The sequence below is a fragment of the Aeribacillus sp. FSL k6-2211 genome, assembly GCF_037966125.1.
GTDB lineage: Bacteria > Bacillota > Bacilli > Bacillales > Aeribacillaceae > Aeribacillus > Aeribacillus composti.
On sequence record NZ_CP150190.1, the window covers coordinates 267,301 to 293,763 of the forward strand.

The 26,463-nt window shown below is 39.1% G+C and carries 23 protein-coding genes and 4 pseudogenes; 17 read left to right on the forward strand and 10 right to left on the reverse strand.

What is annotated here, in order from left to right; all coding sequences use genetic code 11:
• The first annotated feature begins 77 nt into the window (after positions 1-77).
• From NSU19_RS01385 to NSU19_RS01415, 7 genes are all read left to right on the forward strand, one after another.
• Positions 78-851 (forward strand): IclR family transcriptional regulator, encoded by a 774-nt coding sequence (locus NSU19_RS01385; RefSeq protein WP_339198368.1) that lies wholly within the window; start codon positions 78-80, stop codon positions 849-851.
• 208 nt (positions 852-1,059) lie between these two features.
• Positions 1,060-2,847, forward strand: coding sequence for an L-lactate permease (locus NSU19_RS01390; protein WP_339198370.1), 1,788 nt, complete (start codon positions 1,060-1,062; stop codon positions 2,845-2,847).
• Positions 2,848-3,264: 417 nt separating this feature from the next.
• Complete coding sequence (locus tag NSU19_RS01395) at positions 3,265-3,558, forward strand: metal-sensing transcriptional repressor (protein WP_339198372.1); 294 nt, start codon at positions 3,265-3,267, stop codon at positions 3,556-3,558.
• Between the two features lie 17 nt (positions 3,559-3,575).
• Positions 3,576-4,922 (forward strand): MATE family efflux transporter, encoded by a 1,347-nt coding sequence (locus NSU19_RS01400; protein ID WP_339199940.1) that lies wholly within the window; start codon positions 3,576-3,578, stop codon positions 4,920-4,922.
• A 353-nt stretch (positions 4,923-5,275) separates the two neighbouring features.
• Positions 5,276-6,046: an amino acid ABC transporter substrate-binding protein gene (locus NSU19_RS01405; protein ID WP_063386498.1), complete on the forward strand. Its 771-nt coding sequence runs from the start codon at positions 5,276-5,278 to the stop codon at positions 6,044-6,046.
• A 59-nt stretch (positions 6,047-6,105) separates the two neighbouring features.
• Positions 6,106-6,765, forward strand: a complete 660-nt coding sequence (locus tag NSU19_RS01410; protein ID WP_063386499.1) for an amino acid ABC transporter permease — start codon at positions 6,106-6,108, stop codon at positions 6,763-6,765.
• A gap of 15 nt (positions 6,766-6,780) precedes the next feature.
• A complete protein-coding gene (locus tag NSU19_RS01415; RefSeq protein WP_063386500.1) occupies positions 6,781-7,527 on the forward strand; it encodes an amino acid ABC transporter ATP-binding protein in 747 nt (248 codons plus the stop codon).
• 398 nt (positions 7,528-7,925) lie between these two features.
• Here the strand turns inward: NSU19_RS01415 and NSU19_RS01420 are convergent, their stop codons facing one another.
• Positions 7,926-9,221 (reverse strand): DUF4085 family protein, encoded by a 1,296-nt coding sequence (locus NSU19_RS01420; protein WP_339198375.1) that lies wholly within the window; start codon positions 9,219-9,221, stop codon positions 7,926-7,928.
• A gap of 789 nt (positions 9,222-10,010) precedes the next feature.
• Between NSU19_RS01420 and NSU19_RS01425 the strand changes: the two are divergent.
• The 3 genes and pseudogenes from NSU19_RS01425 to NSU19_RS01435 all read left to right on the forward strand — a co-directional run.
• Positions 10,011-10,508, forward strand: a pseudogene (locus tag NSU19_RS01425) (short-chain dehydrogenase); the annotation flags it as partial.
• Positions 10,509-11,572: 1,064 nt separating this feature from the next.
• On the forward strand, positions 11,573-11,896 hold the full coding sequence (locus NSU19_RS01430; protein ID WP_066250422.1) for a multidrug efflux SMR transporter: 324 nt from the start codon (positions 11,573-11,575) through the stop codon (positions 11,894-11,896).
• Between the two features lie 22 nt (positions 11,897-11,918).
• Complete coding sequence (locus NSU19_RS01435) at positions 11,919-12,254, forward strand: multidrug efflux SMR transporter (RefSeq protein ID WP_066250425.1); 336 nt, start codon at positions 11,919-11,921, stop codon at positions 12,252-12,254.
• Between the two features lie 62 nt (positions 12,255-12,316).
• Here the strand turns inward: NSU19_RS01435 and NSU19_RS01440 are convergent, their stop codons facing one another.
• Positions 12,317-12,751, reverse strand: a complete 435-nt coding sequence (locus NSU19_RS01440; protein ID WP_311066768.1) for a thioesterase family protein — start codon at positions 12,749-12,751, stop codon at positions 12,317-12,319.
• Between the two features lie 526 nt (positions 12,752-13,277).
• Here NSU19_RS01440 and rhaA point away from each other — a divergent pair.
• A pseudogene (gene rhaA, locus NSU19_RS01445) lies at positions 13,278-14,321 on the forward strand (L-rhamnose isomerase); the annotation flags it as partial.
• Between the two features lie 49 nt (positions 14,322-14,370).
• Here the strand turns inward: rhaA and tnpA are convergent.
• The gene (gene tnpA / locus NSU19_RS01450; RefSeq protein WP_339193942.1) at positions 14,371-14,769 is read right to left on the reverse strand and encodes an IS200/IS605 family transposase; all 399 of its coding nucleotides are present in this window, start codon (positions 14,767-14,769) and stop codon (positions 14,371-14,373) included.
• Positions 14,769-14,903, reverse strand: coding sequence for a hypothetical protein (locus tag NSU19_RS01455; protein WP_264467635.1), 135 nt, complete (start codon positions 14,901-14,903; stop codon positions 14,769-14,771). The genes tnpA and NSU19_RS01455 overlap by 1 nt, the downstream gene beginning before the upstream one ends.
• Positions 14,904-14,989: 86 nt before the next feature.
• On the opposite strand from NSU19_RS01455, the pseudogene NSU19_RS01460 reads away from it, so the two are divergent.
• Positions 14,990-15,190, forward strand: a pseudogene (locus NSU19_RS01460) (helix-turn-helix domain-containing protein); the annotation flags it as partial.
• 177 nt (positions 15,191-15,367) lie between these two features.
• Here the strand turns inward: NSU19_RS01460 and NSU19_RS01465 are convergent.
• Both NSU19_RS01465 and NSU19_RS01470 read right to left on the reverse strand, forming a co-directional pair.
• Positions 15,368-16,618, reverse strand: a complete 1,251-nt coding sequence (locus NSU19_RS01465) for an IS4 family transposase (RefSeq protein WP_339192832.1) — start codon at positions 16,616-16,618, stop codon at positions 15,368-15,370.
• 115 nt (positions 16,619-16,733) lie between these two features.
• The gene (locus NSU19_RS01470) at positions 16,734-16,964 is read right to left on the reverse strand and encodes a zinc-ribbon domain-containing protein (RefSeq protein WP_339198378.1); all 231 of its coding nucleotides are present in this window, start codon (positions 16,962-16,964) and stop codon (positions 16,734-16,736) included.
• Positions 16,965-17,336: 372 nt separating this feature from the next.
• Here NSU19_RS01470 and NSU19_RS01475 point away from each other — a divergent pair, with 372 nt between their 5' ends.
• The 3 genes from NSU19_RS01475 to NSU19_RS01485 are packed head-to-tail and all read left to right on the forward strand — an operon-like array spanning position 17,337 to position 20,666.
• Complete coding sequence (locus NSU19_RS01475) at positions 17,337-18,380, forward strand: NDP-sugar synthase (RefSeq protein ID WP_339198381.1); 1,044 nt, start codon at positions 17,337-17,339, stop codon at positions 18,378-18,380.
• Positions 18,377-19,594 (forward strand): glycosyltransferase family 4 protein, encoded by a 1,218-nt coding sequence (locus NSU19_RS01480; protein WP_063386530.1) that lies wholly within the window; start codon positions 18,377-18,379, stop codon positions 19,592-19,594. Before NSU19_RS01475 ends, NSU19_RS01480 begins: the two co-directional genes overlap by 4 nt.
• Positions 19,575-20,666, forward strand: a complete 1,092-nt coding sequence (locus NSU19_RS01485) for a glycosyl transferase (protein WP_094244956.1) — start codon at positions 19,575-19,577, stop codon at positions 20,664-20,666. The genes NSU19_RS01480 and NSU19_RS01485 overlap by 20 nt, the downstream gene beginning before the upstream one ends.
• A 171-nt stretch (positions 20,667-20,837) precedes the next feature.
• Here NSU19_RS01485 and NSU19_RS01490 read toward each other — a convergent pair.
• Both NSU19_RS01490 and NSU19_RS01495 read right to left on the reverse strand, forming a co-directional pair.
• Positions 20,838-21,271, reverse strand: a pseudogene (locus tag NSU19_RS01490) (SRPBCC domain-containing protein).
• Between the two features lie 177 nt (positions 21,272-21,448).
• A complete protein-coding gene (locus NSU19_RS01495; RefSeq protein ID WP_339198386.1) occupies positions 21,449-21,946 on the reverse strand; it encodes a 2,4'-dihydroxyacetophenone dioxygenase family protein in 498 nt (165 codons plus the stop codon).
• Between the two features lie 254 nt (positions 21,947-22,200).
• On the opposite strand from NSU19_RS01495, the gene NSU19_RS01500 reads away from it, so the two are divergent.
• Entirely contained in the window at positions 22,201-22,407 is a 207-nt protein-coding gene (locus NSU19_RS01500) for a hypothetical protein (protein ID WP_339198389.1), read from the forward strand.
• 948 nt (positions 22,408-23,355) lie between these two features.
• Here NSU19_RS01500 and NSU19_RS01505 read toward each other — a convergent pair.
• The gene (locus NSU19_RS01505; protein ID WP_066250471.1) at positions 23,356-24,567 is read right to left on the reverse strand and encodes an MFS transporter; all 1,212 of its coding nucleotides are present in this window, start codon (positions 24,565-24,567) and stop codon (positions 23,356-23,358) included.
• 929 nt (positions 24,568-25,496) lie between these two features.
• Positions 25,497-25,646: a hypothetical protein gene (locus tag NSU19_RS01510; RefSeq protein WP_186439321.1), complete on the reverse strand. Its 150-nt coding sequence runs from the start codon at positions 25,644-25,646 to the stop codon at positions 25,497-25,499.
• 544 nt (positions 25,647-26,190) lie between these two features.
• On the opposite strand from NSU19_RS01510, the gene skfA reads away from it, so the two are divergent.
• On the forward strand, positions 26,191-26,358 hold the full coding sequence (gene skfA, locus NSU19_RS01515) for a sporulation killing factor (RefSeq protein WP_063386524.1): 168 nt from the start codon (positions 26,191-26,193) through the stop codon (positions 26,356-26,358).
• Positions 26,359-26,463: the final 105 nt, after the last annotated feature.

A 26,463-nucleotide genomic window follows, 5' to 3' on the forward strand; every position in this document is an offset into this window, starting at 1 on the left:
TAAGGGAATCAAGAAAATTTATATGGCGGAATTTGCACTCTAGCAAATTCCGCCAAGATTTTAGAAGGTGAACGGCTGTGGAAAGAGACAATATGGTCAAGTCTGTAAGCAGGGCGTTGGACATTATTCAACTTGTCAGCTTAAAAAAAGAAGGTTTAGGCGTCACAGAGATTGCCAATCAGATTGATATCAACAAAAGCTCCGTGTATCGAATCTTATCTACACTTGCCCGGTACGGCTATATTGAACAAGATTCCGAAACAGGACGATATAAACTGGGGTATAAATTTTTGGAAATCAGTTCGAAGCTATTAGAATCGATTGATCTTCGCAAAGAAGCAAAACCTTTCCTGCAAAAATTAGAAAATGAGACGAACGAAGTCATCCATCTGGTTGTTTATGACCAAGGGGAAGTCGTTTATATTGAAAAATTGGAAGGAAATGAAACGCTGCGCATGCATTCAAAAGTCGGAAAGCGTGCCCCAATGCATTGCACCTCTGTAGGAAAGGTCATTCTCGCCAATTTGCCGTCAAGTGTCGTTTTAGACATCCTTGACAGAAAAGGGTTGCCGATGCATACGAAAAATACGATTACGAATAAGGATGCATTTTTGAAAGAGCTCATTCGAGTAAAACAACAAGGATATGCACTAGATTTAGAAGAAAACGAATATGGGATTCGTTGTATTGCTGCCCCAATTTTTGATCATTTGGGGAAGGTCATTGCTGCCGTGAGCGTATCAGGACCAACCATTCGAATGACAGATGAGAGGCTCAAACAACTTCAGCCGCGGATGATTGAAATAGGAAAGCAAATTTCTGCTCGGCTTGGTTTTGTTGACTATGCTTGAGTAATACCTTCGCCTTATTTGAATTGGATTTCGCTCCAACTTTTCAAATAGGGCAAGGGTTTGATTATTACATAACAAAGGAATTAGTTAATGATAAAAAATTCAGAAAATATTGATAATTAAAAAAATAAAAGATATAATGAGTGTACAATAATTTTCCATTCATGTGGGTGAATTACATTTTGAATAAGAGAGGGGAAAATCTCTTGTGAGTACTGGATTGTTGGCTTTTTTATCGCTTCTTCCAATTTTAATCGTCGGAATTTTCTTGGTTGGGTTTCGATGGTCAGCTAGCAAAGCGATGCCGATTTCATATGTTGTGGCCGTCATACTTGCGCTCTTTGTTTGGAAAGTATCAGCAGCCAATGTAATAGCTGCCTCCATAAATGGTTTGGTTGTAGCTGCTACACTATTGTACATCATTTTTGGCGCCATTTTGCTTTTAAATACTTTGCAAGAAAGTGGGGGAATTAAAACAATCCGGCAAGGGTTCACCGATATTTCTCCAGACCGGCGCATTCAAGTAATTATTGTCGCATGGTTATTTGGTTCGTTTATTGAAGGATCCGCAGGCTTTGGTACACCAGCTGCAGTTGCTGTTCCATTATTAGTAGGATTGGGATTCCCAGCGATGGCAGCCGTTGTGGCGGGCATGGTCATACAAAGCACACCCGTTTCATTCGGTGCTGTCGGCACACCGATTCTTGTCGGCGTACAATCAGGATTATCCGCTGATGCAACGATTACTGATAACTTGCTGTCGTTGGTCACTTCGATTGGAGCGAAAGTTGCTATTCTTCATATGATAACGGGCACTCTTGTTCCATTATTTGTTGTAGCCCTAATGACCAAATTTTTTGGAAAAAACAAGTCGTTTTCTGAAGGAATTAAAGTTTGGAAATTTGCCTTGTTTGCGGCTTTTACAATGACGATACCATATCTCATCGTTGCCAATGTCCTTGGCCCTGAATTTCCTTCCATGGTTGGCGGCTTGGTCGGATTAGCAATCGTTATTGCCGCTGCGAAAAAAGGTTTTTTAATGCCATCTCAAGAAGAAGTATGGGACTTTGAAGAAAAGTCTAAATGGGATCCGGATTGGATAGGAAAAATTGAGATTAAAGATATCGCACACAAGAACGGCAAGATGAGCATGATTCGCGCTTGGACTCCGTATATTTTAGTTGGCTTGTTTTTAGTGGCGACCAGGTTGAAATCGCTTCCAATCGGCGGGTGGCTGCAAGCGTGGACGATTGAGATTCGGAATATGTTTGGAACAAATATTACGGCTAGCTTTCAACCGCTTTATTCACCAGGAACAATTTTTATTGTTGTGTCACTGATTACCTTTTTTATTCACGGAATGAATGGAAGCGCATACAAACGTGCTTGGATGCATTCAGGGAAAACGATGATCTCAGCTTCAACCGCGCTAATTTTTACCGTTCCAATGGTTCAAGTGTTTTTAAATTCAGGCGGCGGTGCTGCAGGTTATGATCAAATGCCAATTGAATTGGCGAACGGAGTAGCAGCGCTGGCGGGCAATTATTGGCCCTTTTTCTCCACATTTATTGGTGGACTGGGCGCTTTTATAGCTGGCAGCAACACGGTCAGTAATATGATGTTTTCTTTATTTCAATATAATGTAGGTTCCCAAATTGGTGTTGATCCCACTTGGATTGTTGCCCTTCAGGCGGTAGGTGGTGCGGCTGGGAATATGATTTGTGTACACAATGTCGTCGCTGCTTCGGCAGTAGTCGGGTTGGTAGGAAAAGAAGGAGCAGTTATTAGAAAAACATTGCTCCCATTTACGTATTATGCTTTAATGGCCGGTTCGATTGGATACTCGATTGCATGGTACTCCGAAAAGGGAATATTTAATCTCGGTTCCTTGATTGCAGTCTTGATCGCAGTTGCCGCCGTTTACATCATTGCAACAAATAAAAAACGGGCAACATGGCCCGCTCATAATAAGTCATCATTTGGCGCAAAACAATAATCCTAACAAAAAGAATGGATATAATAATTTTTTAAGAAAAAGTAAAGGCTGTCTTAAAATATTTGCTCCCCTTCACTAGGGGAGTTTTTCTATGTCAAAAAAAACATACTAATCTTATTAATCTTAGTATGTTTTGTGAAGAGTGATCATAGGACTTGTATACTTTACAAAGTTGCTCTCACAATATCGCCCTATATTAAAATCCAGCTTTTTTTATGCAGATATAAGATGTGCTTGGTTGCACGTAAATATCAACGAAGTTTACATCAATAAGAAACCCCTTGGAGCCTAAAGGGGTTTTTGTGACTATTATGTTAACTATGATTGAACAACATATTTATATTTTGAAAAGGTGAAAAAATTTAAAGTGACATATCCCCCCTAGGGGGATATTATTATAATAAGGAGGAATGAAATATGTGTCAAAACCACCATCATCAAAATCATGAACATAAATATCGCAAGCAGGTCATTAATCGATTAGCGCGAATTGAGGGACATGTTCGTTCCATTAAAGAAATGGCGATAGAAGGAAGAGACTGTCCTCAAATTCTTCTGCAAATTGCGGCTGTAAGGAAAGCGTTAGATAATGCAGCAAAAGTAATTTTTGTTGATCATATGGAGAATTGTCTAGTAAATGCTGTTCATCAAGGAAATGAGGAACAAGTATTAAACGATTTAAAAAAAGCATTAGAGAATTTCATTCGATAAGGGGATTAAATTTTTTGATGATTCCAGAGGGTATCAGTCAGGAGCGATCAACAAAACAAAAAATAAAGATCATCCTAGCATTAGCTGTTCCTGCCATGATCGAAAATATTTTGCAAACAGTGGTAGGATTTGTAGACACACTTTTTGTATCAAAATTAGGATTAAACGAAGTCACAGCAGTAGGCGTGGCAAATGCTGTTCTAGCCGTATATATCGCCATTTTCATGGCAGTTGGAGTAGGGGCTTCTTCTTTGATCGCACGTCATGTCGGTGCTGGTAATATTGGCCAAGCAAAAGCCGTTGCTAAGCAGTCAACCATTCTTTCTTTTTTTATAGGTTTATTTTTTGGTTTTATCACCTTATTTTTCACAGAACCTTTACTTCGTCTTATGGGAGCAGAACCAAGCGTTTTAGTAGACGCCTCTGTTTATTTTCGGATTGTAGCTGTCCCGTCTGTCTTTATTTCTTTAATGTTTATCTTTGGAAGTATTTTACGAGCTGCTGGCGATACAAAAACACCGATGAAAGTAAGCTGGTGGATTAATATCATCCATATCGGTTTGGACTACTTTTTCATTTTTGGTTTATTGGGATTTCACGGGTTGGGCTTAGCAGGAGCAGCCTGGGCGACAGTCATTGTAAGAGTGCTGGGAGCCATCGCTCTTTATTATTACATTCAAAAATCGTCTATATCATTTTCTTTATTTCAGAAATCTTCTTTGGATATAAAGAAATTCACATTGCCTATTTTGAGGCTGTCTGCTCCTGCAGCAATTGAACGCTTAATTATGCGTTTAGGGCAAGTGCTTTACTTTGGATTAATTGTTCGAATTGGAACGGAAACGTATGCAGCTCATACAATTGCCGGGAATATCGAAACATTTTCCTATATGCTAGGATATGGCTTAGCTGCGGCAGCATCAACACTTGTAGGGCAGCATATTGGGGCAAAGCTTGAAAAAGAGGCTTATACATATGGAATGCTGACGACTTATATCGCCATGTTATTTATGTCTATTATAGGTGTTCTGTTGTTTTTTCTTTCTCCTTGGCTTGCTACTTGGTTTACAACAGATAAACAGGCTATTGAGATGGTTACTACGGCATTAAGAATTGATGCTTTTGCCCAACCAGCATTAGCTATGGGATTGGTGTTGACTGGAGCTTTACAAGGAGCAGGAGATACAAAAAGCCCCATGTACAGTACAGCGGTCGGCATGTGGGTCATTCGTATTGTAGGTGTATATGTATTGGGCATCCAATTAAATTTAGGAATAGCAGGAGTATGGCTATCCATTGTAATCGATCAAGTCATTCGAGCCCTGTTTTTATGGTGGAGATTTAAAAAGCAAATCAAACATTGAACATACAATTATATGTATAGAAAACTATGATTCTCAAATACTTTAGTATGCTAATGAACTAAAAATATCCATTGACATTCATTTTTATGTTGTGTTATTTTTATTTTATGTTAATTTATTACTCTAATATATTATCGAATTAAAGTACACTCGCAGATATCTTCATAGATGCGTTTTTATAGCAATTATCGTTATGCTTTTTTGAGCTTATTTGATGCAAATGTTGTCCGAACTATTGCAGATGCATTTACGGATGGTTTAATTGTGATTAGTAGCGGGGGACATTTAAATTTTTTGGACATGCAATAGGTTAAAAACAAAATGAAAATAAATTAAAGGTGGTTATCTACAGTATGAAACGATTAGCAATGTTTATTCTAACTATGGCAGCGTTATTCTCGCTCCTGATAGGATGCTCCAAATCGGAGGAAAAAGACAAAACGCTAGTAATTGGAATAGATGATAAATTTGCACCTATGGGGTTCCGGGATGAGAATAATGAAATTGTAGGGTTTGACATTGACTACGCCAAGGCAGCTGCCGAAAAAATGGGAACAAAGGTAAAATTTCAGCCGATCGATTGGAAAACAAAAGAATCTGAATTAAGCAGCGGACGGATCGATCTCATTTGGAACGGGTATACCATTACGGAGGAGCGCAAAAAGAAGGTTCTTTTTACAAAGCCTTATATGAAAAATGCACAAGTTGTGGTCACACTTGCTGATTCAAACATTTCTAAACTTGATGATCTAGAAGGCAAAGTGGTTGGTCTTCAATCTCTGTCTTCTGCAGCCGATGCGTTGGATAAAAATCCGATTAAATCGAAAATCAAGACGGTTACGGAGTATGCCGACAATGTTCTGGCATTGAAGGATCTAAAGCTAAAACGTGTTGATGCAGTAGTGATTGATGAAGTTGTCATTAAATATTACATGTCGAAAGAAAAAGATACTTATAAACTGCTCGATGAATCCCTTGCACAAGAAGAATATGGAATTGGTGTTAAAAAGGGTAATGAGGAACTGCTGAATAAACTGCAAAAAGCTCTCGATGAGCTGAATGAGGACGGCACTGCCGCCGAAATCTCGCAAAAGTGGTTTGGCGAAAATAAGGTATTAAAGTAAAATAGACCGAACTTGGATTTCCTTGAGAAACCCTGTTTTGCTTTTGGAGGAATTCTTTCATGTCCGTAGATTATTTCAACTCAATCATTAAGCCGATGCTGCTAGGGGCACAGATGACGGTTCTCTTGTTTTTGATCGTCATTGTGTTGTCAATTCCGCTCGGCTTCATACTAACACTTGCTGTAAGAAGCAGGTTCAAGCCTTTATCGTGGCTTACACAGATTTATATATATGTGATGCGGGGCACTCCATTGCTGCTTCAGCTGCTTTTTATATGTTTTGGACTGCCGATGATCCCTGTGATCGGAGATTATTTGGTATTAGACCGCTTTGTCGCAGCTTGTTTGGGTTTTATATTGAACTATGCTGCATATTTTGCCGAGATTTTCCGCGGCGGTTTGCTGGCTATTGATAAAGGTCAGTATGAGGCATCACAAGTCCTAGGCTTGAATAAATGGCAGACGATGACGCGAATCATACTTCCACAAATGTTCCGCATCGCACTTCCTGCCGTCGCTAACGAATCGGTTACACTAGTTAAGGATACCGCACTGCTCTATGCTGTTGCCGTACCAGAATTATTACACTATGCACAGACTGCTGTGAACCGTGATTTTACAATCGTGCCTTTCTTCATCGCAGGTATTATTTATCTGATCATGACGCTCTTATTAACTGTTCTCTTTAAGTGGCTCGAACGACGGTTCAAATTTGATTAAAAAGGAGTAGTGAGTGTGGTTCTCATTGAAGTATCCAACCTCAAAAAATCATATGGCAAGTTGGATGTATTAAAACAGATAACATTTGATGTTAACAAGAACGACGTAATTGCTGTGATCGGACCATCTGGTTCTGGTAAAAGTACAATGCTCCGTAGCCTGGTCCATCTTGAGGAAATAGACGGAGGCAGCATTTGTATATCCGGGGATTATTTGGTGAAGGACGGGATTTACTCAAAACCGCAGGAGATTAAGCGGATCACCTCTAAGATGGGAATGGTTTTCCAACATTTCAATCTCTTTCCTCACCTCACGGTTAAAGAAAATTTGGAACTTGCTCCTAAGCTAGTAAAGAAGGAGTTAAATGCGGAAATTGAACGACGCAGCACAGAACTTCTGAAGAAAATCGGGCTCTCCGATCGGGCATCAGCTTATCCTGCAAAACTTTCGGGCGGTCAAAAACAAAGAGTCGCCATTGCTCGTGCGCTTATGATGAACCCTGAAATCCTGCTGTTTGATGAACCTACTTCCGCCTTGGACCCGGAGTTAACCGGCGAAGTACTGCAAGTAATGAAGCAGCTGGCTGAAGAGCACATGACGATGATTGTGGTGACACATGAGATGGGGTTCGCCAAGGAGGTTGCAAACCGAGTCATTTTCATGGACAACGGGGAAATCATCGAATCCGGTCTTCCGACTGAGATTTTTACAAACCCGAAGTTTGAACGAACGAAAGCTTTCTTGAACCGCAGTTTGAAATAATCCGGGACGCTGTCTATTAGTAGATTACTTGACACTTGCTACTTAAAATAAATAGTAACTGATCAACAAATAAAACGTACTTTTAGCACATCCCAAATCCGTTTTAAATAAAACATATTAAGATTAGCAGCACAGACTACGGCCAAGTCTGTGCTGCTATTTTTGTACGCCCGTCAGAGTGTAATAATCTCTAGGGTGAAAGCCCCGAGCCGTGAAGGCAGAAGTAACGGTACGTACGGTGGTGTGAGAGGTCGGGGGTTAGTCACCCCCTCCTACTCGATTAGTAGAAGCGGTGAAAAGGTCATGAGCCCCGGAACCATAAGTTTGTTGTACAAATTCATTCGATGGGGTATGGAGCAGGATCATTTAGAAAGAGCCTTGCCTTTTTAGCATCGTTCCTAAGTGCTTTTTCTCAGTTTATTGATGAATTGCTCAGACAAAATGTTGAAGGAAAGAATATGGTCCATATACACTTCACCGATTTGTTGTATCTCTTCATTTTCATGCTGTAAAGAATATGGGAGAGTTTTTTCTATTAATGGTATATGTTTTTCTGGTTCTTGAACAATGGTGTTCCATGCACGTATGATCAGCTCTAAGTCTTCACTGAACAGTGCGCTTTCCAATTCTTCCGTCGGTAACGGCTCTGATAATAGGGGCATTTCATCCACGAACTGTTTTGAATAAAGTCCTTCTAAAAATTTTTCAAAGTTTTCAGCTAGCTCCTCTGTATTTGCACCAAGATAAAATATTTTCTGAGTTTCAAGGTGAAGGACAATATTTCCATTGGTACAAACTGCAATCGGGATGACGCTGCCTTCTAATTTCAATTCCTCAAGAGATAAAAAGCGGTCGATTTCTATAGCTTCCTTTTCCGTTAAAAAATACATTTTCTCCGCTTCTCCTTCGTGTAAAGCAGTCACGAAAGACGCATACTGATCCGGCAGTTTGTAAGGAAGACTATGTCTCTCTTTTTTTGCTTTATGGCGGCTATGATTTTCCTTCTCAAATTCCTGATCGTGGTGAAAAATTTGTGTTTTATAAAAATGGGTAATGGAAAATTGTTTTGCAGCTACCTTCCATTCCGTCATCGGATTGTCAAATAAAACACTTAAGATGAAGCTTTTGTTATTAAGATCCCCTTCTTCATAAAGCCAAAACATACCTGGTGTTAAAGGTATTTCGGATTGTTCCTCCTTGATTCCAGTAATCTCAATAACGATGGCATCCCCCTTGCTGAAACTGCCTTCCCCATTTAACGTTAATCTGAGTGCATCGTGATCGCGATGGATATATTGTAATTCTGCGTCATGTAATCCATCTTCCAAAATGCTGATCAGCTCTTCCGGCAGATTTTCGCGAATATGTTCAAAATGATTATTCGCTTCATCTAACACTTTTTCGCATTCCTCAATTTTAGCCTTCAACCAAATGATGAGTTCGTCCCGCACTTCCTTTGGCAGTGTCGGCTGATTAATGGTGCCGTCCAGAATATAGGGATGAAATGTTTCCGGCAATGTTTGCAATAATTCGTCTTTAATAGATTCAAGATCTTGCCGCAAATAGTCGTAAACATCCTCGCCGTCTTCTTCAAAGCTTTTGATAAAATCCATCCATTCTTCATCAGACTCGGGAATTGTAAGCAGGTGCGCCTTCTGCATTTTGTCATACCATTCTTTTGTAAAAAATTTCATTATATCTCTCCTTATATGCTATCCGCCATTTTTTCTCATATAATGAATTCATTTCTTATAAGCGTTTCACCTGCTAAAAAGGAGAAATTTAACAAAATAGGTGATGGGGGTGTCTAATAATTCGTTTTTACGGCTTATTGACGCCCCCATGAATGTTTTAGAAACGTTGATATATCGGTGTTTATGATTTTTTGTTTTCAATGGGGATCTGACTTTCTGGACAGCCCCATGATTGTACAGAAAAATATCCGGTTTTAACGGGCAGGATATAAAACAGAATTACTATCATGCATCTGAACTTAAAAGTAATTACTGTACAGAAATAGTGAAACTAATAGTTGAATAAATTCAAGTTCTATACTTACTAGACAACATCTTTCAAGCCTAACTGATCTGACGCGAAGAGAAATAGTTCGTCTACTTGCCCCTCATGACCGAACAGTATGGGAATTGGCGGAACCTTTTTGATATGTCTTTAGCAGCTTTGCTAAGCATATCAAAACATTAGAACGGTCAGCCCTGCTTGAAAGGACTGTGCAAGGACGAACGCATATTTGTCGTCTTACCTCCAAATCGTTTTCTACTGCTACAGATGGCTTCGATTTTATGAACATTTTTGGAACAGACAGTTTGACGTTCTTGAACATGAGCTGAATAAAGCAAAAAGGAGAAAAAAATAAAGTATTTGCAACAAATTCATTATTTTGTAAAGGGTGATGAGAATGGTTAGTACATCTACAATAACCTTAACGATGAAACGTTCTTTTGATGCCTCTGCAGATAGAGTATTTGACGCGCCACTTTGCATTCCCCCTGTTAATCCGAAATAAGAACGGGCTGGTCGTTGAGATAACGGATGGCACGGCAGAATACAACGAGAAAAACAACCGTTTATCACTGTTCTACGATCTAGCCAAGATGTCTGTCGTTCGTATGGCAAAGTCTTTAGCCCATAAGCATTTACCATATCAATGCACCGCCGTAGCATGACTCCGGGTTGGATGCGTTCTGACATTATGCTTGATCACTATGGTGTGATAGAAGAAAACTGGCGTGATGCCCTTGTGAAGAAACCCCATTTCATCATATCGGAAACGCCGCATTTTGTCGGCCGCTTTAGCCGGTGATCCGAAGGTTGCTCGCTGGAACGGTCAATCTGTGTCAAGCGGTCAGCTCGCGCAAGTGTATAGTTTTTATGATCTTGATGGCTCACAGCCAGATGCCTGGCGATATATCGGAGAAGTGCAGGATGCTGGAAAGCCAGCGAATGCTTTCGAGTACCGCTAACGGGAAGCGATAGCTCGATATGCACGGCAGTGCGGATCTTTATTTTCATGTTTAAAAAAGTGTCCAAGAAGTCGAACTTGATCACCAGACGCATGTTCGGCTTCTTCTTTTGTGGAAAATTGATGATATCTACTATTCTCTCGAAGCCTTGTAGCTGTATGGGAGTCGAAGGGTGAGGGGGGAGAAGGTGGATAGATAAGAGGAAGAAAGAATGATGAAAACCTGTGATAAAATATGCGTAGAAGGAAATTCTTTTTCAATTAATGGGAAGCAGTATAAAGGATTTGACAAAGATGGAGAGAAAAAATGACTTATTCGTTTATTTTTAAAGATTCATTTATGGATTTAACGAAAACTCGTATCCGTGAAATACAGACTGATGAAGAAGTGTTGCTTCATCCTAAATGGAGGTTCCAATTGGAAAGTATTCGTTTTTTTCTGGAAAAGAAGAAAATAAGGCAATATCTACAAAAGAACATTTCATACAAAACGCCTTTGTTGTGCTTCAACCAGACGGAAAAGAAATTGTACGAATTAAAAATTTGTCACTTCATAAGAAAAAATCTATTTTTAAAGAGCTTCGAATGGTTTATAGCCAGAACAGCTTTCATATAAACTCTACTCTTGCATTTAAAACGATAACGAATGGAAAAGAGGTCATTCTGACAGCGAAAAAAATTTCTTTGATATTTAAAAAATCTTTTAGAAATGTATGATTACGAAGTTCAAGTTCATCAAACGATGAACTTACCATTTATAGTGTGGGTGGCCATTTTCAAGGGGATCCATTTATTGATTAGACGTTAGATCCATTGTAAAAATCTCCTTGGACCTTTCCGGAATTCCTTTTTCTAACTCTTCTCCACGTAATGTTGCGGACATGATTTTTCCTAGTATTTTGTACTGGTTGCTGGTGAAAAGACGAGAGTCTGCGTGCATGACTGTGAGTAAGCGATGGTTTGGATTTTATCAGGTCAGTCAAAACGTATTTTTCGAAGACTATCAAATTGTTATATCAAAAAGGACAAAAGTGCGAAGGACCGTTAAGTTTTAGGAGGATTCACATGAAGGAATATGTAATTTTGGCGGTAGCCATCATAAGTGAAGTATTTGCAAGTTCAATGCTGAAAGTATCAAACGGATTTAAAAAGTTGTTTCCTTCCATCGGAGTCGTAATGGGGTATGGCGCAGCTTTTTATCTCTTATCTTTATCTCTAAAAGCAATACCGCTTGGTACGGCTTATGCGATATGGTCAGGCGTCGGTACGGCTTTAACTGCATTAGTCGGTGTTATCTTTTATAAAGAAAGTATTGATCTTAAAAAATGTTTAGGCTTAGTTCTAATCATTTGTGGAGTGGTTGTTTTGAAACTCAGCAGTTCTCATTAACGATGAGAGAGGAGGCAATTGTATGAAAGGTTATATCGCATTAGGAATTTCTATTATCAGCGAAGTATTTGGTACGACAATGCTTAAATTGTCAGATGGATTTACAAGTTTTTTCCCTTCCATTGGTGTTATAGTTGGTTATGGATTATCTTTTTATTGTTTGTCGTTATGTCTTAAGACAGTTCCGCTAAGCTTGGCCTACGCGATTTGGTCGGGGCTGGGGACAGCTTTTACAGCGTTAATTGGTGTTCTAGTATGGCGGGACCCATTTAATATTATTACATTAGTTGGTCTAGTATTGATCATTGGCGGGGTGATTTTATTAAATGCTCCAAAAAGTCCAGATAAAGTTTTATAAAACTGACCCCCTGTCTGAAGGGCGCAAGGAGTCAGCTATAGGTCTAAACGTTTGTATTTCGTTTATAGGCTGACTGCCGGTTCGTATTCTTTAATTCGCTGACGGACGAAATCAGGAATCGCTCTCGATTTTCCAGCGGCGGCATCATAATTGACATAGATCACTTCAGCCTGAACCAGCGGGTCTTTTTCTCCCGCTTTTGTGATGATAAACTCCATTGTCAGGCTAGAGCCGCCAATTCGTGATGTTCGGCACCAGATCTCAAGCGTATCTTTAAAACGGGCTGGCTTTTTATATTCCAGCGTTGATTTGACCATTGCAATATCAAATATATTTTCTTGGGCAAGCTCCTCGAGATCCCGCCCAAACACTTCCTCAAAATAGTCAATAACCGCAACGTCAATATATGTCAAGTAATGGGCGTTAAAGACAATTTTTTGTCCGTCAATTTCTGAGTAGCGCACCCGCAGGCGGTGTGAAAAACGGAATCCTTCCATTATGTACCCTCCTGAAAAAATGTTATTTTCATTATATAATGAAAATTCTATCAATTAAAGCGGGAAATAAGACTTTGTAAAGAAGTTCGAAATAAGCTGAGCATCTGTCAAAAATTCAAACATTGATGCTAAAGTTGCGTTCACCTCTTTGATTAGGACAGAGGTAGGAAATAACATAAAGAACAAAAATAAAAAAATATATTCAATAACAAACAAAAGTGTTATATAATTGAAATTACAGTAAAAACCAACTAGTATGTTTGGAATATTTTTATATTTATGCAAAAAGCGAAAATAAAAAATGTCATGAACTCTTCCCCCTTTCCTTGGCGCCGACGCTGGCATTTATCAAGCTAAAGAATTTAATTTGTCCAAAGGTGAAGGAATGTTCGACAGTTAGTGAAGAAAATTGAAACCGTTTACTTTAAAATTTCTAAATTTTCATAACAGTTCATAAAAACAGCATAAGGTACATTCATAATGTATTAGAAAAAAGTACTAGTTTACTAAAGGAGATGGATAATTTATGGTTATAAAAGAATCTTTTGAGCTAGCAAGGCAAGTCTATGAAAAATGGGGAATAAATATTGAAGAAGTATTAGAAAACTTGCAGCAAGCGTCAATCTCTATCCATTGCTGGCAAGGTGATGACGTAAAAGGATTTGAAGCAGATGCAAGCGAGCTTTCAGGGGGGATTGATGTAACAGGAAATTATCCGGGGAAGGCAAGAAATGCTGAAGAATTAAGGCAGGATTTAGAGAAAGCGCTGTCATTAATTCCAGGAAAACATCGTGTCAACCTACACGCCATTTATGCAGAAACAAATGGTGAAAAAGTGGAAAGAGATCAGTTAGAACCGAAACATTTTGAAAACTGGGTTAATTGGGCGAAAAAAATTGGTATAGGGCTGGATTTTAATCCTACCTTATTTTCGCATGAAAAAGCAGCAGATGGACTGACGTTGTCTCATCCTGATCCGGGAATTAGAGAATTTTGGATCAACCACTGTATTAGGAGCCGAAAAATCGGTGAGTACTTTGGCAAGGAGCTTGGAACACCATGCTTAACAAATATATGGATTCCGGACGGCTATAAGGACATTCCAAGCGACCGATTGACTCCAAGGAAGCGATTAAAAGAATCATTGGATAAAATTTTTAGTGTAGAGATCAATGAGAAATATAATTTGGATGCAGTCGAAAGCAAATTGTTTGGAATAGGATCTGAGTCTTTTGTTGTCGGCTCGCATGAATTTTATCTAGGGTACGCCTTACAAAATAATAAAATATATTTATTAGATACAGGTCATTTTCATCCTACTGAAACAGTCTCAAATAAAATTTCATCGATTTTGCTTTATAGCGACAGGCTTGCTTTACACGTATCGAGACCGGTTCGGTGGGACAGCGACCATGTCGTGATTTTGGATGATGAATTGCGTGAAATAGCGCTTGAAATCGTGCGCAATGATGCGCTGCATAAGGTTTTAATCGGACTTGATTTCTTTGATGCCAGCATCAATCGTCTTGCTGCATGGGTCATTGGAACGCGTAATATGATTAAAGCTTTATAGGAAATGGCGTAAAACCCCTATGGCTTTAGCCTAGGGGATGTAAGCTCTAATGACCTTGTTCTTGAATATATTTTTGGATAATCTCTTTGCTTACATTTCCAATACTACAAGAAAAATATCCATCACTCCAAAAGGTTCTTTCTTTCCAAAAATGTTGAGAAAGATATTCGTTATGCTTTTGCCATATTCGATAGGTTGTAAGTTGCTTCAATAATCTAACGATTTCAAGAATGCTCCATTTCGGAGAATAACGAATCAAAATATGAATATGGTCTTGGTCTATTTCTTGCTCGATAATTTGCCAACCATAACGATTAGATATAGATTCGATTTCGGTTTTAATATCATCACCAACTTTTAATAATAACTTTTTTCGATACTTACAAACAAATATCAAATGGCACAAAAGTAAATGCTTACTGTGATTTTCAGAAATGTATTCCATTATTTTTCTAAACCTTTACGAATTAATTCGTAAACTGCAACTGAAAAATTTTTAATATTGTTCTTTTTTTTGTACTCTTCGATTCTTGTTACTAAATCGACAGGAAATTTAATTAATTTTGGTATACGTTCCATTTTACAATCCTCCTCGGTATATACTATTGACATATATTTTAATTAAGTATATACTTTTAGTATATATTAAAGGAGGTGAAAAATCAATGATTGTAAATAAAGCATATAAGTTTCGGCTCTATCCGAACAAAGAACAAGAAATATTAATTAATAAAACCTTTGGGTGCTGTCGATTTGTATTTAATCATTTTTTAGCAAAATGGGATAATACTTACAAAGAGGCAGGAAAAGGTTTAACTTATAATTCTTGTTCTGCTCAGTTAACACAATTGAGCATTTTGCAAAATTAGATTTTTTGGATAAAAGTCAGTAGCGTTGCATAAAAAAATTTAATGTTTGTCAAGCTCAATAAAAATTCCAGTTATTTCATGTAACTGAATATTCAGACATACAATCTTTCTAAGCAAGCTTAAAAGGACAATGACGTCTTAATCGGCAGTCCATTTCCACAATTTGGTAATATATTACAGAAACATTGGATCATAAACTAAATCGTCTAGGTGTTCCACCTCCCCTTCTTCAAATTGGTACACGATGGTTTCAAAATCTTTTTCCCAATGGTATTTTTTCCGACCGTTGGACGTTCGAATTGGCTTTTTAAAAAGGGAGCGAACAAAACAGTCAAAACCTTTAAAAAGCAGATTCTGTAAAGTTCGCTTGATCTCTAATAAAGGACCATCGTGATTCACTTTTAATTGGAGCATGGCCTGTAAGCAATAGGTGATTAGGGCGATCCAAATTTGATTGTAAACGGCATTTTGACTTTTTCCATAAAATCTTTTTATCTTAAGGTGCTGTTTCATCCATTTAAAGAAGGTCTCTATCTTCCAGCGATATCGGTATAAATCTGCAATCTCTTCCGCAGAAAGATCAAAGCAATTGGTTATGATGATCACGGGATTCCCTTCGCTGTCGACCGTTTCGATCAATCGGAGAGGATGAGTCATTTTGGTATGATTACGGTCATTTCCTAAAATGACAATCTGATCCCTATAAATCAAACGTTCTGGATTGGGAATCCGTTCCGATAAAACTTCAATCTCTGCGTTCTTTTTAAGCCGGGTAATGAATCGCACCCCTTCTCGGCATAAGCGGTCGAACTGTTTGTAATCGACATACCCTCGATCAAACAAGTAAATCGCATTTGGATCGATTTCAATGAGTTCGTCCATCTGTGTGCGATCGGCATGTTTCGCGGGTAAGATAATCCCTTGATCCGGAACAGTGATATCCTTCGTTACAACAACCTTTAAATGGAGTCGAACACCAGCCTTTGTCTTACGAAAAGTTGCCCATGGATATTGGCTCAAACTCATGCTCATCGTGGTAGAATCAATGACCAGAAGACGACCAATGTTTCGGATGATCGGGGCATTTTTCATTTGCCCTTGGATCTTTAAGACCAGATATTTAAATACTTTTTCAAACAGTTGAGGGGATAATTGGCCTAATTTGCGAGAAAGTTGCGAAGTACTAATTGCATCAAATTCCAGATATGTCTGCAACTCTTCCTTGTCTTTCAAATGTTTGGCCAATTTTGTTAAGCTTTCCAATTCGTTTAACTGAGCGATGATACAAAGTTGTAAAAACTTATACGCCGTTAATTTTTTAATGTATTTGTCAACGTCAATCACATTAATTAGTTTTGAAAAAGTTATTGGATCGATCTCTTTAAATAGTTCATTTATTGTGGATTCTGTGGTATTCTTATCCATAATGGTTTCTCCTTATTCTTAGGATTTGGATAGGACTGCCAATCCTAATTATAAGGAGTTTTTTTATATCCAAAAAGATGAAATTTAACATAAAATTGGGCTTGACAAATTAAAATTAACTTAATGCAATGCTACTGATAAAAAATGAACTTGCAATTACTAAAATTAATAGAACTCCAATACTTGCAAAAATCTTAGATTTTTTCGTTGCCAGCACCGGTCTTCTTGATCTTGATCCCTCCCCTGCCGTCATTACATTTTGTGATTCTACGACTTTCGCGCCGCAATTCGTACAAAATGTTTGATTTTCTTCTAATTGGTGTCCGCATTGTTGACAATAGTTCAATCATATCACCTGCTTTCTTCATAAATTTCAAGGAAATTATACCATTTCATAAGGCTTTTGATAGATTTTCTGAATAATTAGACATTAAAACAAACAGCACTCTTCTTTAGAGGTTTTTCAAACATTTTTTAAGCTTCTATCAATCGGAGTGGAGACTTTGAACAAAAGGTGTTATATTTGCCCCTTTTTTCATTAAGTATAGGAAAACCCCCGACTGAGTTGAAATTCATACATTTTACTTATATAAGAAATTTTGTTATAATATTTATTAGCAACCAGTAGGTTTGAGTGCTAACAATATACGCCACTTTCATTTTTCATTCATCCATCTGTTGTGAACTTCATAATCATAGACTAATGGAGGGATGACAAATGAAAACATTACTGTTAGCTGGTGGTTTAGGAACACGTTTACGCCCATTAACTGAAAATTTGCCGAAACCGATGGCACCCATTGCTAACCGGCCATGGCTCGAACACCTCATCACTTATCTTCGCGATCAAGGAATCAACCAATTCGTAATAGCCTCACATCACTGTTCAGATGTCATAAAAAATTACTTCGGAGACGGCAAACGTTTCGGTGTAGACATTGAGTACTCTGATGAAACACATCAAATGGGAACAGCAGGAGCTATCAAAAATGCTGAAAGATTTTTGAAGGAAAGATTTCTTGTTGTAAATGCCGACATTGTTCACTTGCCAAACTTGATTCCTCTTCTTGAATTTCATGAACAAAGCGGCGGGATCGCCACAATTGCACTGACGGAAGTAGATGACCCTTCTTCTTACGGTGTCGTTCAACTGGACGATTCCAGCCGGATTTTGCGTTTTGTTGAAAAGCCTCGTCGTGAAGAAGCACCATCAAATTTGATCAATGCTGGTTTGTACATTCTTGAACCAGAAGTAATGCGCTACATTCCAGCAGGACGTGAAGTTTCTATCGAACGTGAAACATTTCCCACCCTTATTCAAAAAAGCAAAAGTGTATACGGAAAAATAAGCAGCGGTTACTGGTTTGATATGGGAACACCAGAACGTTACCGGAAAATTCATTGGGACGTTCTTGAAAATCGGAACCCGTTGCCTACTCGCGGAAATCAAGTTCAACCGGGCGTTTGGTTAGGAAAAGACACCAAAATCGGATCTGGCGTCCGCTTTATCCCTCCTGTTTTAATCGGGGATAATGTCGAGGTAGGCGATCAGTCAGTAATTGGTCCGTTTGCAGTGATTGGAGATCATTGCCACATTGGCTCCAAAGTGCATTTTTCAAACTCTATTCTTTGGGATCAATCAAGCATAAGCGATAATATTCGTGTCAACAACAGTATTATGGCTTACAAGACATTCTTAAATGAAAGTAAAGTGTACGACAACTTGATCTTGAACCAATATGAGAGGGTGATGCAAGCATGAGTCGAATTGCATATGTCAGCACATATCCTCCGCGCCGCTGCGGTATTGCTACCTTCACTGAACATGTATTTACAAACGTAAGCGCTGCTGGCAAACGCGGTAATCGTGACCCAATCATTGTACTTTATAATGAAAATGATGACAGAAATGTATATGAAAATAATCCGAGATTTTGGCCTTTGCCAATGCAAGATCGTTCAGCTTATGTGAAGATGGCCAAAAGGGTCAATCGAAGCGATATTTCTGTTGTAGTTTTGCAGCATGAATTCGGTATTTTCGGCGGTGAAGCGGGAGAGTACATAGTCGACTTTGTACGCGCATTAAATAAACCGCTCGTCACGACGTTTCACACGATTTTCTCTGATCCTAAGCCGCCATATCGGCAAGTCCAGCAGGAAATTGCCGATTTAAGCGACGCTATAGTCGTCATGAATCGCAAGGCTGTCTCTTATTTAGTCCGAGCGTATAATTTGCCCGAAAATAAAATTATCTACATTCCACATGGATCGCCTAAACCTCGAGATAACGAGCGGGTTCAGCTTCGCCGCCAGCTGGGATTTGAAGGCAGAAAAGTATTGCTTACATTTGGATTACTGAATCGCGGCAAAGGAATCGAGTCTCTAATTTCAGCCCTCCCAGAAGTTGTCCGTGAAGTACCGGAAACTTTATATATTATCGCGGGACAAACGCATCCTGAAGTGAAAAAGCGGGAAGGAGAATCATACCGTGAAGAGCTGCAAAACATGATTCGTCAGCTCGGATTAGAAGAGAATGTCCGAATGATTGACCGTTACTTTAATGAAGAGGAGCTCGTCTCCTACTTAACAGCGTGTGACCTATATGTAACTCCTTATCCGGGCTTGCAGCAAATCACAAGCGGAACGCTGGCTTATGCCGTTGGAATAGGGCGTCCGATCCTCTCCACGCCATACGAGCATGCGCAAGATTTATTAAAAGGCTGTGAAGAACTGCTTCTTCCGTATGGCGACATCAAAGCATGGGAACAGCGATTAAAAGAGCTATTAATGGATGACAATGCATTGCACCAATGGGAAAATCGAATTCGGCAGATTGGAAAGGCAACCCATTGGCCAACTGTCGGGATGCAATATTTGAAGCTGTTTGCCAAAATCGGCGAAATGGACTTGGATGAGAAGGGTGTGAAAGAGCCGAACGAAAGCGTGGTGAAACACGTTGCACCAACCAAATATTAATTTTGATCATTTGGAACGTTTAACTGACGATACAGGGTTGATCGAGCATTGCCTCGGCCGGATTCCGCGCCGTAAAGAAGGATATTCAACAGACGACAATGCGCGCGCCCTTTGGCTATGTATTGAATGGATAGAGCTTCTTCAAGATGAACCGTCTGAATTGAAGAGACTCTACGGAATGCTTGATCGGTATTTAGCCTTTTTGCTTTGGGCCCAAAGGGATGATGGATGGTTTCATAATAACTTTTATTATGACCGAACACCTGAATCGGAAACTCGTTCTGAAGATTGTCTTGGTCGATCAGTTTGGGCAGTGACAATGGCCTATTTAAAACTTAATGACAATGCCCGCCGCTATGTGGCAGCAGAAATTTTGCGCAATGCCCTTTCTGCATGCCGCAAGCTTCGTTTTGCCCGCAGCCAAGCATGGGTGCTGGCCAGCTGCAGCAAACTGCTCATGGAAAAGAAAAACAGCATTTCCTCTCTTGGAATAGCAGAAGATGAACTTAAACAATTGGCAGAGACATGCGAACATAGTTTATTAACAGCATACAAAGAGCACCGAACGGAAGATTGGCATTGGTTCGAAAAACAAATGACATATGCCAATGGAATTTTGCCTTGGGGATTATTTTTATCCTATCGATACAACCGTCGCAATGAAACATTGCGAATTGCCAAAGAGAGTCTTGATTTTCTCATCGAAAAGATGGGCGGATTCAACAGCTCCTCCATTCGTCCAATCGGCAACCGGGGTTGGTGCAGCCGCCACAATCGCGCCGACTGGGATCAGCAGCCCATCGATGTTATGAAACTAGCTTTAGCTGCAAACGAAGCTTATCATATTTTGGATGATTCTGCTTACTTACAAGTTGTACTGCGCTGCCGAGACTGGTTTTATGGTGGGAATGACCATCACATTCCTTTAGTCGATCCTAGCGATGGCAGCTGCTGCGACGGTCTGAACTCCGATGGCCCTAATCAAAATCGGGGCGCGGAATCAACACTTTCCTATTTAATGACTGAAGCTTTAGCACATCCGCTAAAATTGGAAGTATTCGAAAAGATTTAATAAAAAATCTTTTTTTCAGTGTTCAAAAAAGTGCATCCGCCTTTTCCTCTATTCTTCGGACGATATGGCGATTGCATTGGGGAGATCATCATCTCCCTAATTTTTTTGCTGTTTTCTTTTCCTCCAAGTTATTTCCTCGAGCTGGATCTGAAAACGTAAATGAATTTTTTGTTATTCCACAACCTTTTGCAATTTTTTTAAAATGTTCATCCAGCCATGATTCATCCGTTCACGAACAACAGAGCTTTTTTCATTTACTTTAGGCAGCACATCGTCAGGATGCTTCCATCCGCTGTGAATAAGAGTAAATTCAGTTTTATCCCCTAAATCCTTCAAAATAAATGAAACAACCCAGCCTTCTGTATCCCATGTGAAAGAGAGGCGGTAAGGCGGTTCAAGTTCTACCACTTTACATGGAGACGGCCCGAAAGGAGATTGCAGATGGAATTCATGTCCCAGCTTTGGCTGAAAATCATTTGATTTGGCATGAACCATGACGCAATCCCCTCTGACGTAGCCGCCGCCTCCCAAACTTTTTCAATTGAGGCTTCTAATACAATTGATTGATGAATGTCTTGTAATGGATTTTGATGATTTTTTTCCATAGTCTTGCTCCTTTTTACATCATTTAGTTTCAAATTATATGAAACCACAAGGTACTATGTCAAACGCACTGACTCATGAAATAGAAATTCTTAGATATACATGAAAAAAACCGTTCCGAACTAGAACGGTTTTTTATATTTGTAAACGCTATCATTTTTTGCATCAGTTTCAAAGGATCATAAAAACAAATCTTTATTAATGGGCAAATTATTTTTCTCGCAATAAGTTAAGTAATGATCGATAAACCAAAATACATCTACCGTTTCAATGATACGGTCTTGATCATCGAGAAATTCAAGCGGTCCGTTTAAATGAAACACAGTTTCCATCCCTTCGTCGGAAACGAGTGTATGTGTCCTGCCCGGACTTTCGCGAATAAAATCTCCCGGTTTTGCGATCCAGTCGTATTCTTTGTAATACCAGCTTCCTTTAACTACATAACCAGTGACAGGACCGCGGTGGCGATGCCTGCCAAGCGTGCCGCCAGATCCAACCCGAAGAACATTGACGGAAGTATTGCTGCGAATATCAAAAGACAAATGGCGTATCCAGACGTTTTCTACAAACGGGACCCATGGCGAAGTTTCTAAAGAAGAATGGATATAACCTTCAGAAAGCGCAAATTGGTCTCGTCTCACATCTATTCTTTTTTCCACCTGTACATAATGATCCACAATATCCCCCCGCACCTTTTTATTTTTCTTTTAAAACAAGGTGAAAAAATTCACTAAATGTATATGATTTCTTCATCCAAATATGACAAATTCTTTTTAGTCTAGAAGAAGGAAAGGTACTGCTAAAATTTACAATAATTAACATATTTGGTTATAATCTAATATGAATAAAAATTATTCATCTTTATCATTTCATTTAGTTCATTTTCTCCCCTGCTTTATGGGCATATGCAAAAATAAAGATCAAAACAGAGGTGAAAGCAAATGAGAATAAGCTTAAAAGCAAAAATGTTGTGCGGATTTCTTTAGCTGAACAGTCTGCAGCAGGAATTGAACAAACATCTGCCGCATCCGAACAGACGAACAGCTCGATGGAGGATATTTCAGTAAATTCCATGAAGTTGGCAAATCTGTCAGAAGAGCTCAACGGGTTCGTTCAACAGTTTAAGCTATCTAACTAATTTCTAATACCAATTATTTCAAGCTGGTCGAATACGTTTCATGCGAATGGCATGCCAAAATACAAATCGAGTAGGAGGGAGCGATTAACTCCCGTCCTCTCACACCACCGTACGTACGGTTCCGTATACGGCGGTTCAATTAAGATAATTGACGCAAGTCTTTATAACTTCCGTGAATAGCTGTTCTCTTTATGCCAGTGGTCACTCCACCCTCCAAGAGATCTCCCACGGGATTCACCGCTTCCTCCCTCAAGTGAGGTACTACGTTTTCTGTGTTCATCATGACTCACTGAATGCCAAGGGCTATTCTCTCTTAATTGTTCGGTCCTTCTTAGTTGTTCTAGACCAACTAATACTATGACCTCTGCTGACTTCTGACGGTTCAGCTACTTATCACTAAGTAGGTTATGAAGCGTACTTCACATATCCGCCAGACCTCCCCGGGTAAGAGTGTAATCTTTCCTTCCATCCATCTGCTTCATTTACTCTGTATCACCTTCGGCAGAAAGGGCTTTGTTTTGTCTTGCAAACTCACCCAGTGATACCTAGCCTCATATGAAGTTCGTGTTCCTCAGACCGGAAGTTTGCCGCTCGCTTCCTTCAGATTCCGCGTCACCACGGACACCCTTGCGTTAAGCTAACTGCTACTTCTGCCTTCGCAGCTCGGGACTTTCACCCTATAGATTACACCCATGCCGGGCGCACAAAAAGGACAGCCTTTGATTAAAGAGGCTGTCCAAAAATCCGTAAACGCCCAAGCGATCGCGCTTTATTTTCCTTGTACGACGGCTTCAATTGAACTTCGGCGCCAGCAAATGATCCATTCCCGCACTGTTTAAAAAAGTTACAGGTTGGAATCAATTTTCCCAACGAGAATAGATTTTTACAAGCCTATTCATCTTGTCACTTCGGTCTAAAAAAGGTGAGAAATAACAACAGTTCTTAGCGTTAACTAGACGACTTGGATTTGGCCAGTTTCGTATTTTTCAATGACTTGTTTTGCCAAAAGACAGTAATAAAAAGTGTAAACACTAATAAAATACATCCTAAAATGAAAGGATACAAAATTTGAATATCATATAATATTCCCGCCAACATCGGCCCCAATATATTTCCTATACTCATATAGGCGTTGTTTAACCCCATGGCAAAGCCTTGTTCATTTCCAGCCATCTTTGAAATAAGAGTGTTCAAAACAGGACGCAAGATGGATGTTGCAAGAAAAATCAAGAGGGTGATGACAAAAAACAGAGAATAGCTGTCGGCAAACAATGAAAGGAAAAATCCAATTGCAACTACGCCTAAAAAGAAATTTAAAACGGCTCCTTCCCCAAAGCGGCCGACAAGCTTATCGACCACAAACAACTGCACAATCACACTTATCAGTCCAGTTAATGTAACCATCCAAGCAATTTCTTGCGGTGTTGCCCCAAACTGATCATCCATATATAACCCGATGACAGATTCATAAGCCATTAAACCAAAGCTCATAACAAGAGTAATAATCAACAGCATAAAATACGGCTTATGAGCGGACGAAACCAATTTTTTTAACATCGGCTCATCATTGATTTGCGTTTTTTGTTCCGGGGTATGTTGTTGTTCAACACTTTCTTTTAAAACTGTTAATGAAAAAATAACAGCAGCTAAAGAGACGATCGTTGCAACAAGAAAAGGCATTTTCAACCCAAAATCAGCAAAGAAACCGCCAACCCCTGGTCCTATTACAATCCCAAGCGACATGGCTGCTGATATGAAACTGTTGCCTTTAGCCCGCTGCTCAATTGTCGTAATATCGGCAATATAAGCAAAAATAGCGGGTACCAGAAGCGCGGAGCCTATCCCTCCGACTACACGCGAAGCGTACAGCCACCAAATGGAATCAAATGCGTAAAAGATAAACATAGAAACAGTTAAACCGATTAATCCTAAAACAATCATTTTTTTCCGGCCATACTGATCTGTCCATTTCCCTGCAATTGGAGAAAACACAAGCTGGGCTCCTGCAAATATTGCGACCATTAAACCAGCTGCCGTACCGCCTTGACCAATGGACTCCAAATAAGCAGGCAATATGGGGATAATAATGCCGAAGCTTCCAATAGTTATAAACATGTTAATCATTAAAATAATCATTTTTCTCCACTGAGACATTGACATAGTGAGTACCTACGCTTTCTTCCGGTCTATTTCAAGCACATAGAAAACCTGCTATTCTGTTTTCTGGACAGCAGGTTTATTCTACAGGCATACTGCGGTGATTTGTATTTAGCATTTTCAAACACATACTAATCCTATCCAGAAAATATATTCGCTTCCTTAAAAATGCAACTTAAAGATAGAATTAGTTAGTCATATCCAAACCATCATCCTTCCGCTTTTTTACAGATTTATAATATCTTATAACATCAAACAAATCAAACAAAAATTTAAATTCAATGCAGGCAACATAATGCTGAAAAGGGAAAAAACAGAAATCCCGACCGAGAGCCTGAGGAAAAAATCCGAGCGTTGAAAAAGAAACTCGGCATAGGCGGTACGAATGAAAGCAAAATGATGTGCCATCAACATAAAAACTAACGTATATTATAATCAATACAGGCATTTAAACTTAGCAGACGCACTATCCGGCATGCTTTAAGATCCGCTGTCTTTCATTCTACTTGAAGTAAAATGTATTCGCTTAGAATTTGAAGATCCAGCGAAAACTCAAAAGGGCAAAATACATGTGGTTTTGCATGATACCAACTTTTTCCCCGTTTTGTTCGGGGGCTGTCTATGATAATTCATTTGATGAAATAAAATCCTCTGAAATTGATTCATTTGAAACGAATTTTTAGCACATAAAAAAACCCCCTCAAAGTTGTGAGAGAGTTTAACCCCTTAAACAAACGTTTGATTAAAACCCTGCATGACTTAAAGTCCCAGCAAACTTACCTCCATAAACAGCGCTCTCATCAAATTTTGTATTTGGTCAATATTATCGTTTCATGGGCATGTTTGGACAATTTTATTATCGACACTTAAAATGAATATCCTACATGTTTTCATCTTCATCAAACGTTTAGATGCCCCACGATGAACACCTCCTAATTTAGAGCCTGCCTTAATCTAAAAATGCCTTCCGCAATTTCTTCTTTTGTTAAATTTCCATATCCTAAAATAATTTTGTTTTGATGGATTCCTTTTTGAATAGCATGAACTTCTTCAGGATAAATTTTCACTTTATGCTTCTTCATTATTTCATTTACTACTTGATTAAAAACACGATGTTTTGAAATTCTGCGACTAAATGCAAACCGGTGGAATCGCCAAAAATTTTAACTGTGTCGCCAAATTGTTCAGTCAAACATTTTTTTACATAGTCACGCCGCGCTTTATATATTTTTTTCATTTTCCTGATGTGGCGCTCTAAATGCCTTTCATCAATGAAACGCTTTGTAACTGAAAGGGCTGAGGTGAAGGAAGTGGCAAGGTCTTCATATGGATTTGAGTTTATACAAAAACCGTAGCGTAAATCGCTAATCGCTGGTTGGATGATAAGGCTTACCGGTTGCTGAAACGGACATCCTGTATCAAAAGGCTAATAAGCATGAAACTTGTATCAATAATAAACAGCTCTTGCACCAATACAAGCTGTTATGAAATCTTTATATTAAATTTTCAAAAAATTATAACAAAATGACAATTTATTTCTTACTTCGACATTATCGCTATGCTAAATTTTAAACAGTTATATTTTATTCCAATAATGACCATTTTTAATTGGAAGGAGATGGGATTATGGAGAAGCAAAAAAAACAGTGGGAGCCAACAGCTATCAAGGAACTGAAAAAGCCAGCAGGCACCTCGATTGTGAAAGCGGCTGGATGTATGAGCTGCTGGGCCTCAAAAAGTATCTCGATGACTAGAGTCTGCTGGCTCCCACATCCGGCAATGCGCCTGCTATAACCATTATATTCAAAAGGATTGCAATGGAGCAGTTTTTTAACTGCTCCCTAAAATAAAGGAGTAGTGGCAGTGAAGCGCACCCATCCAATGTCATATATATACAGA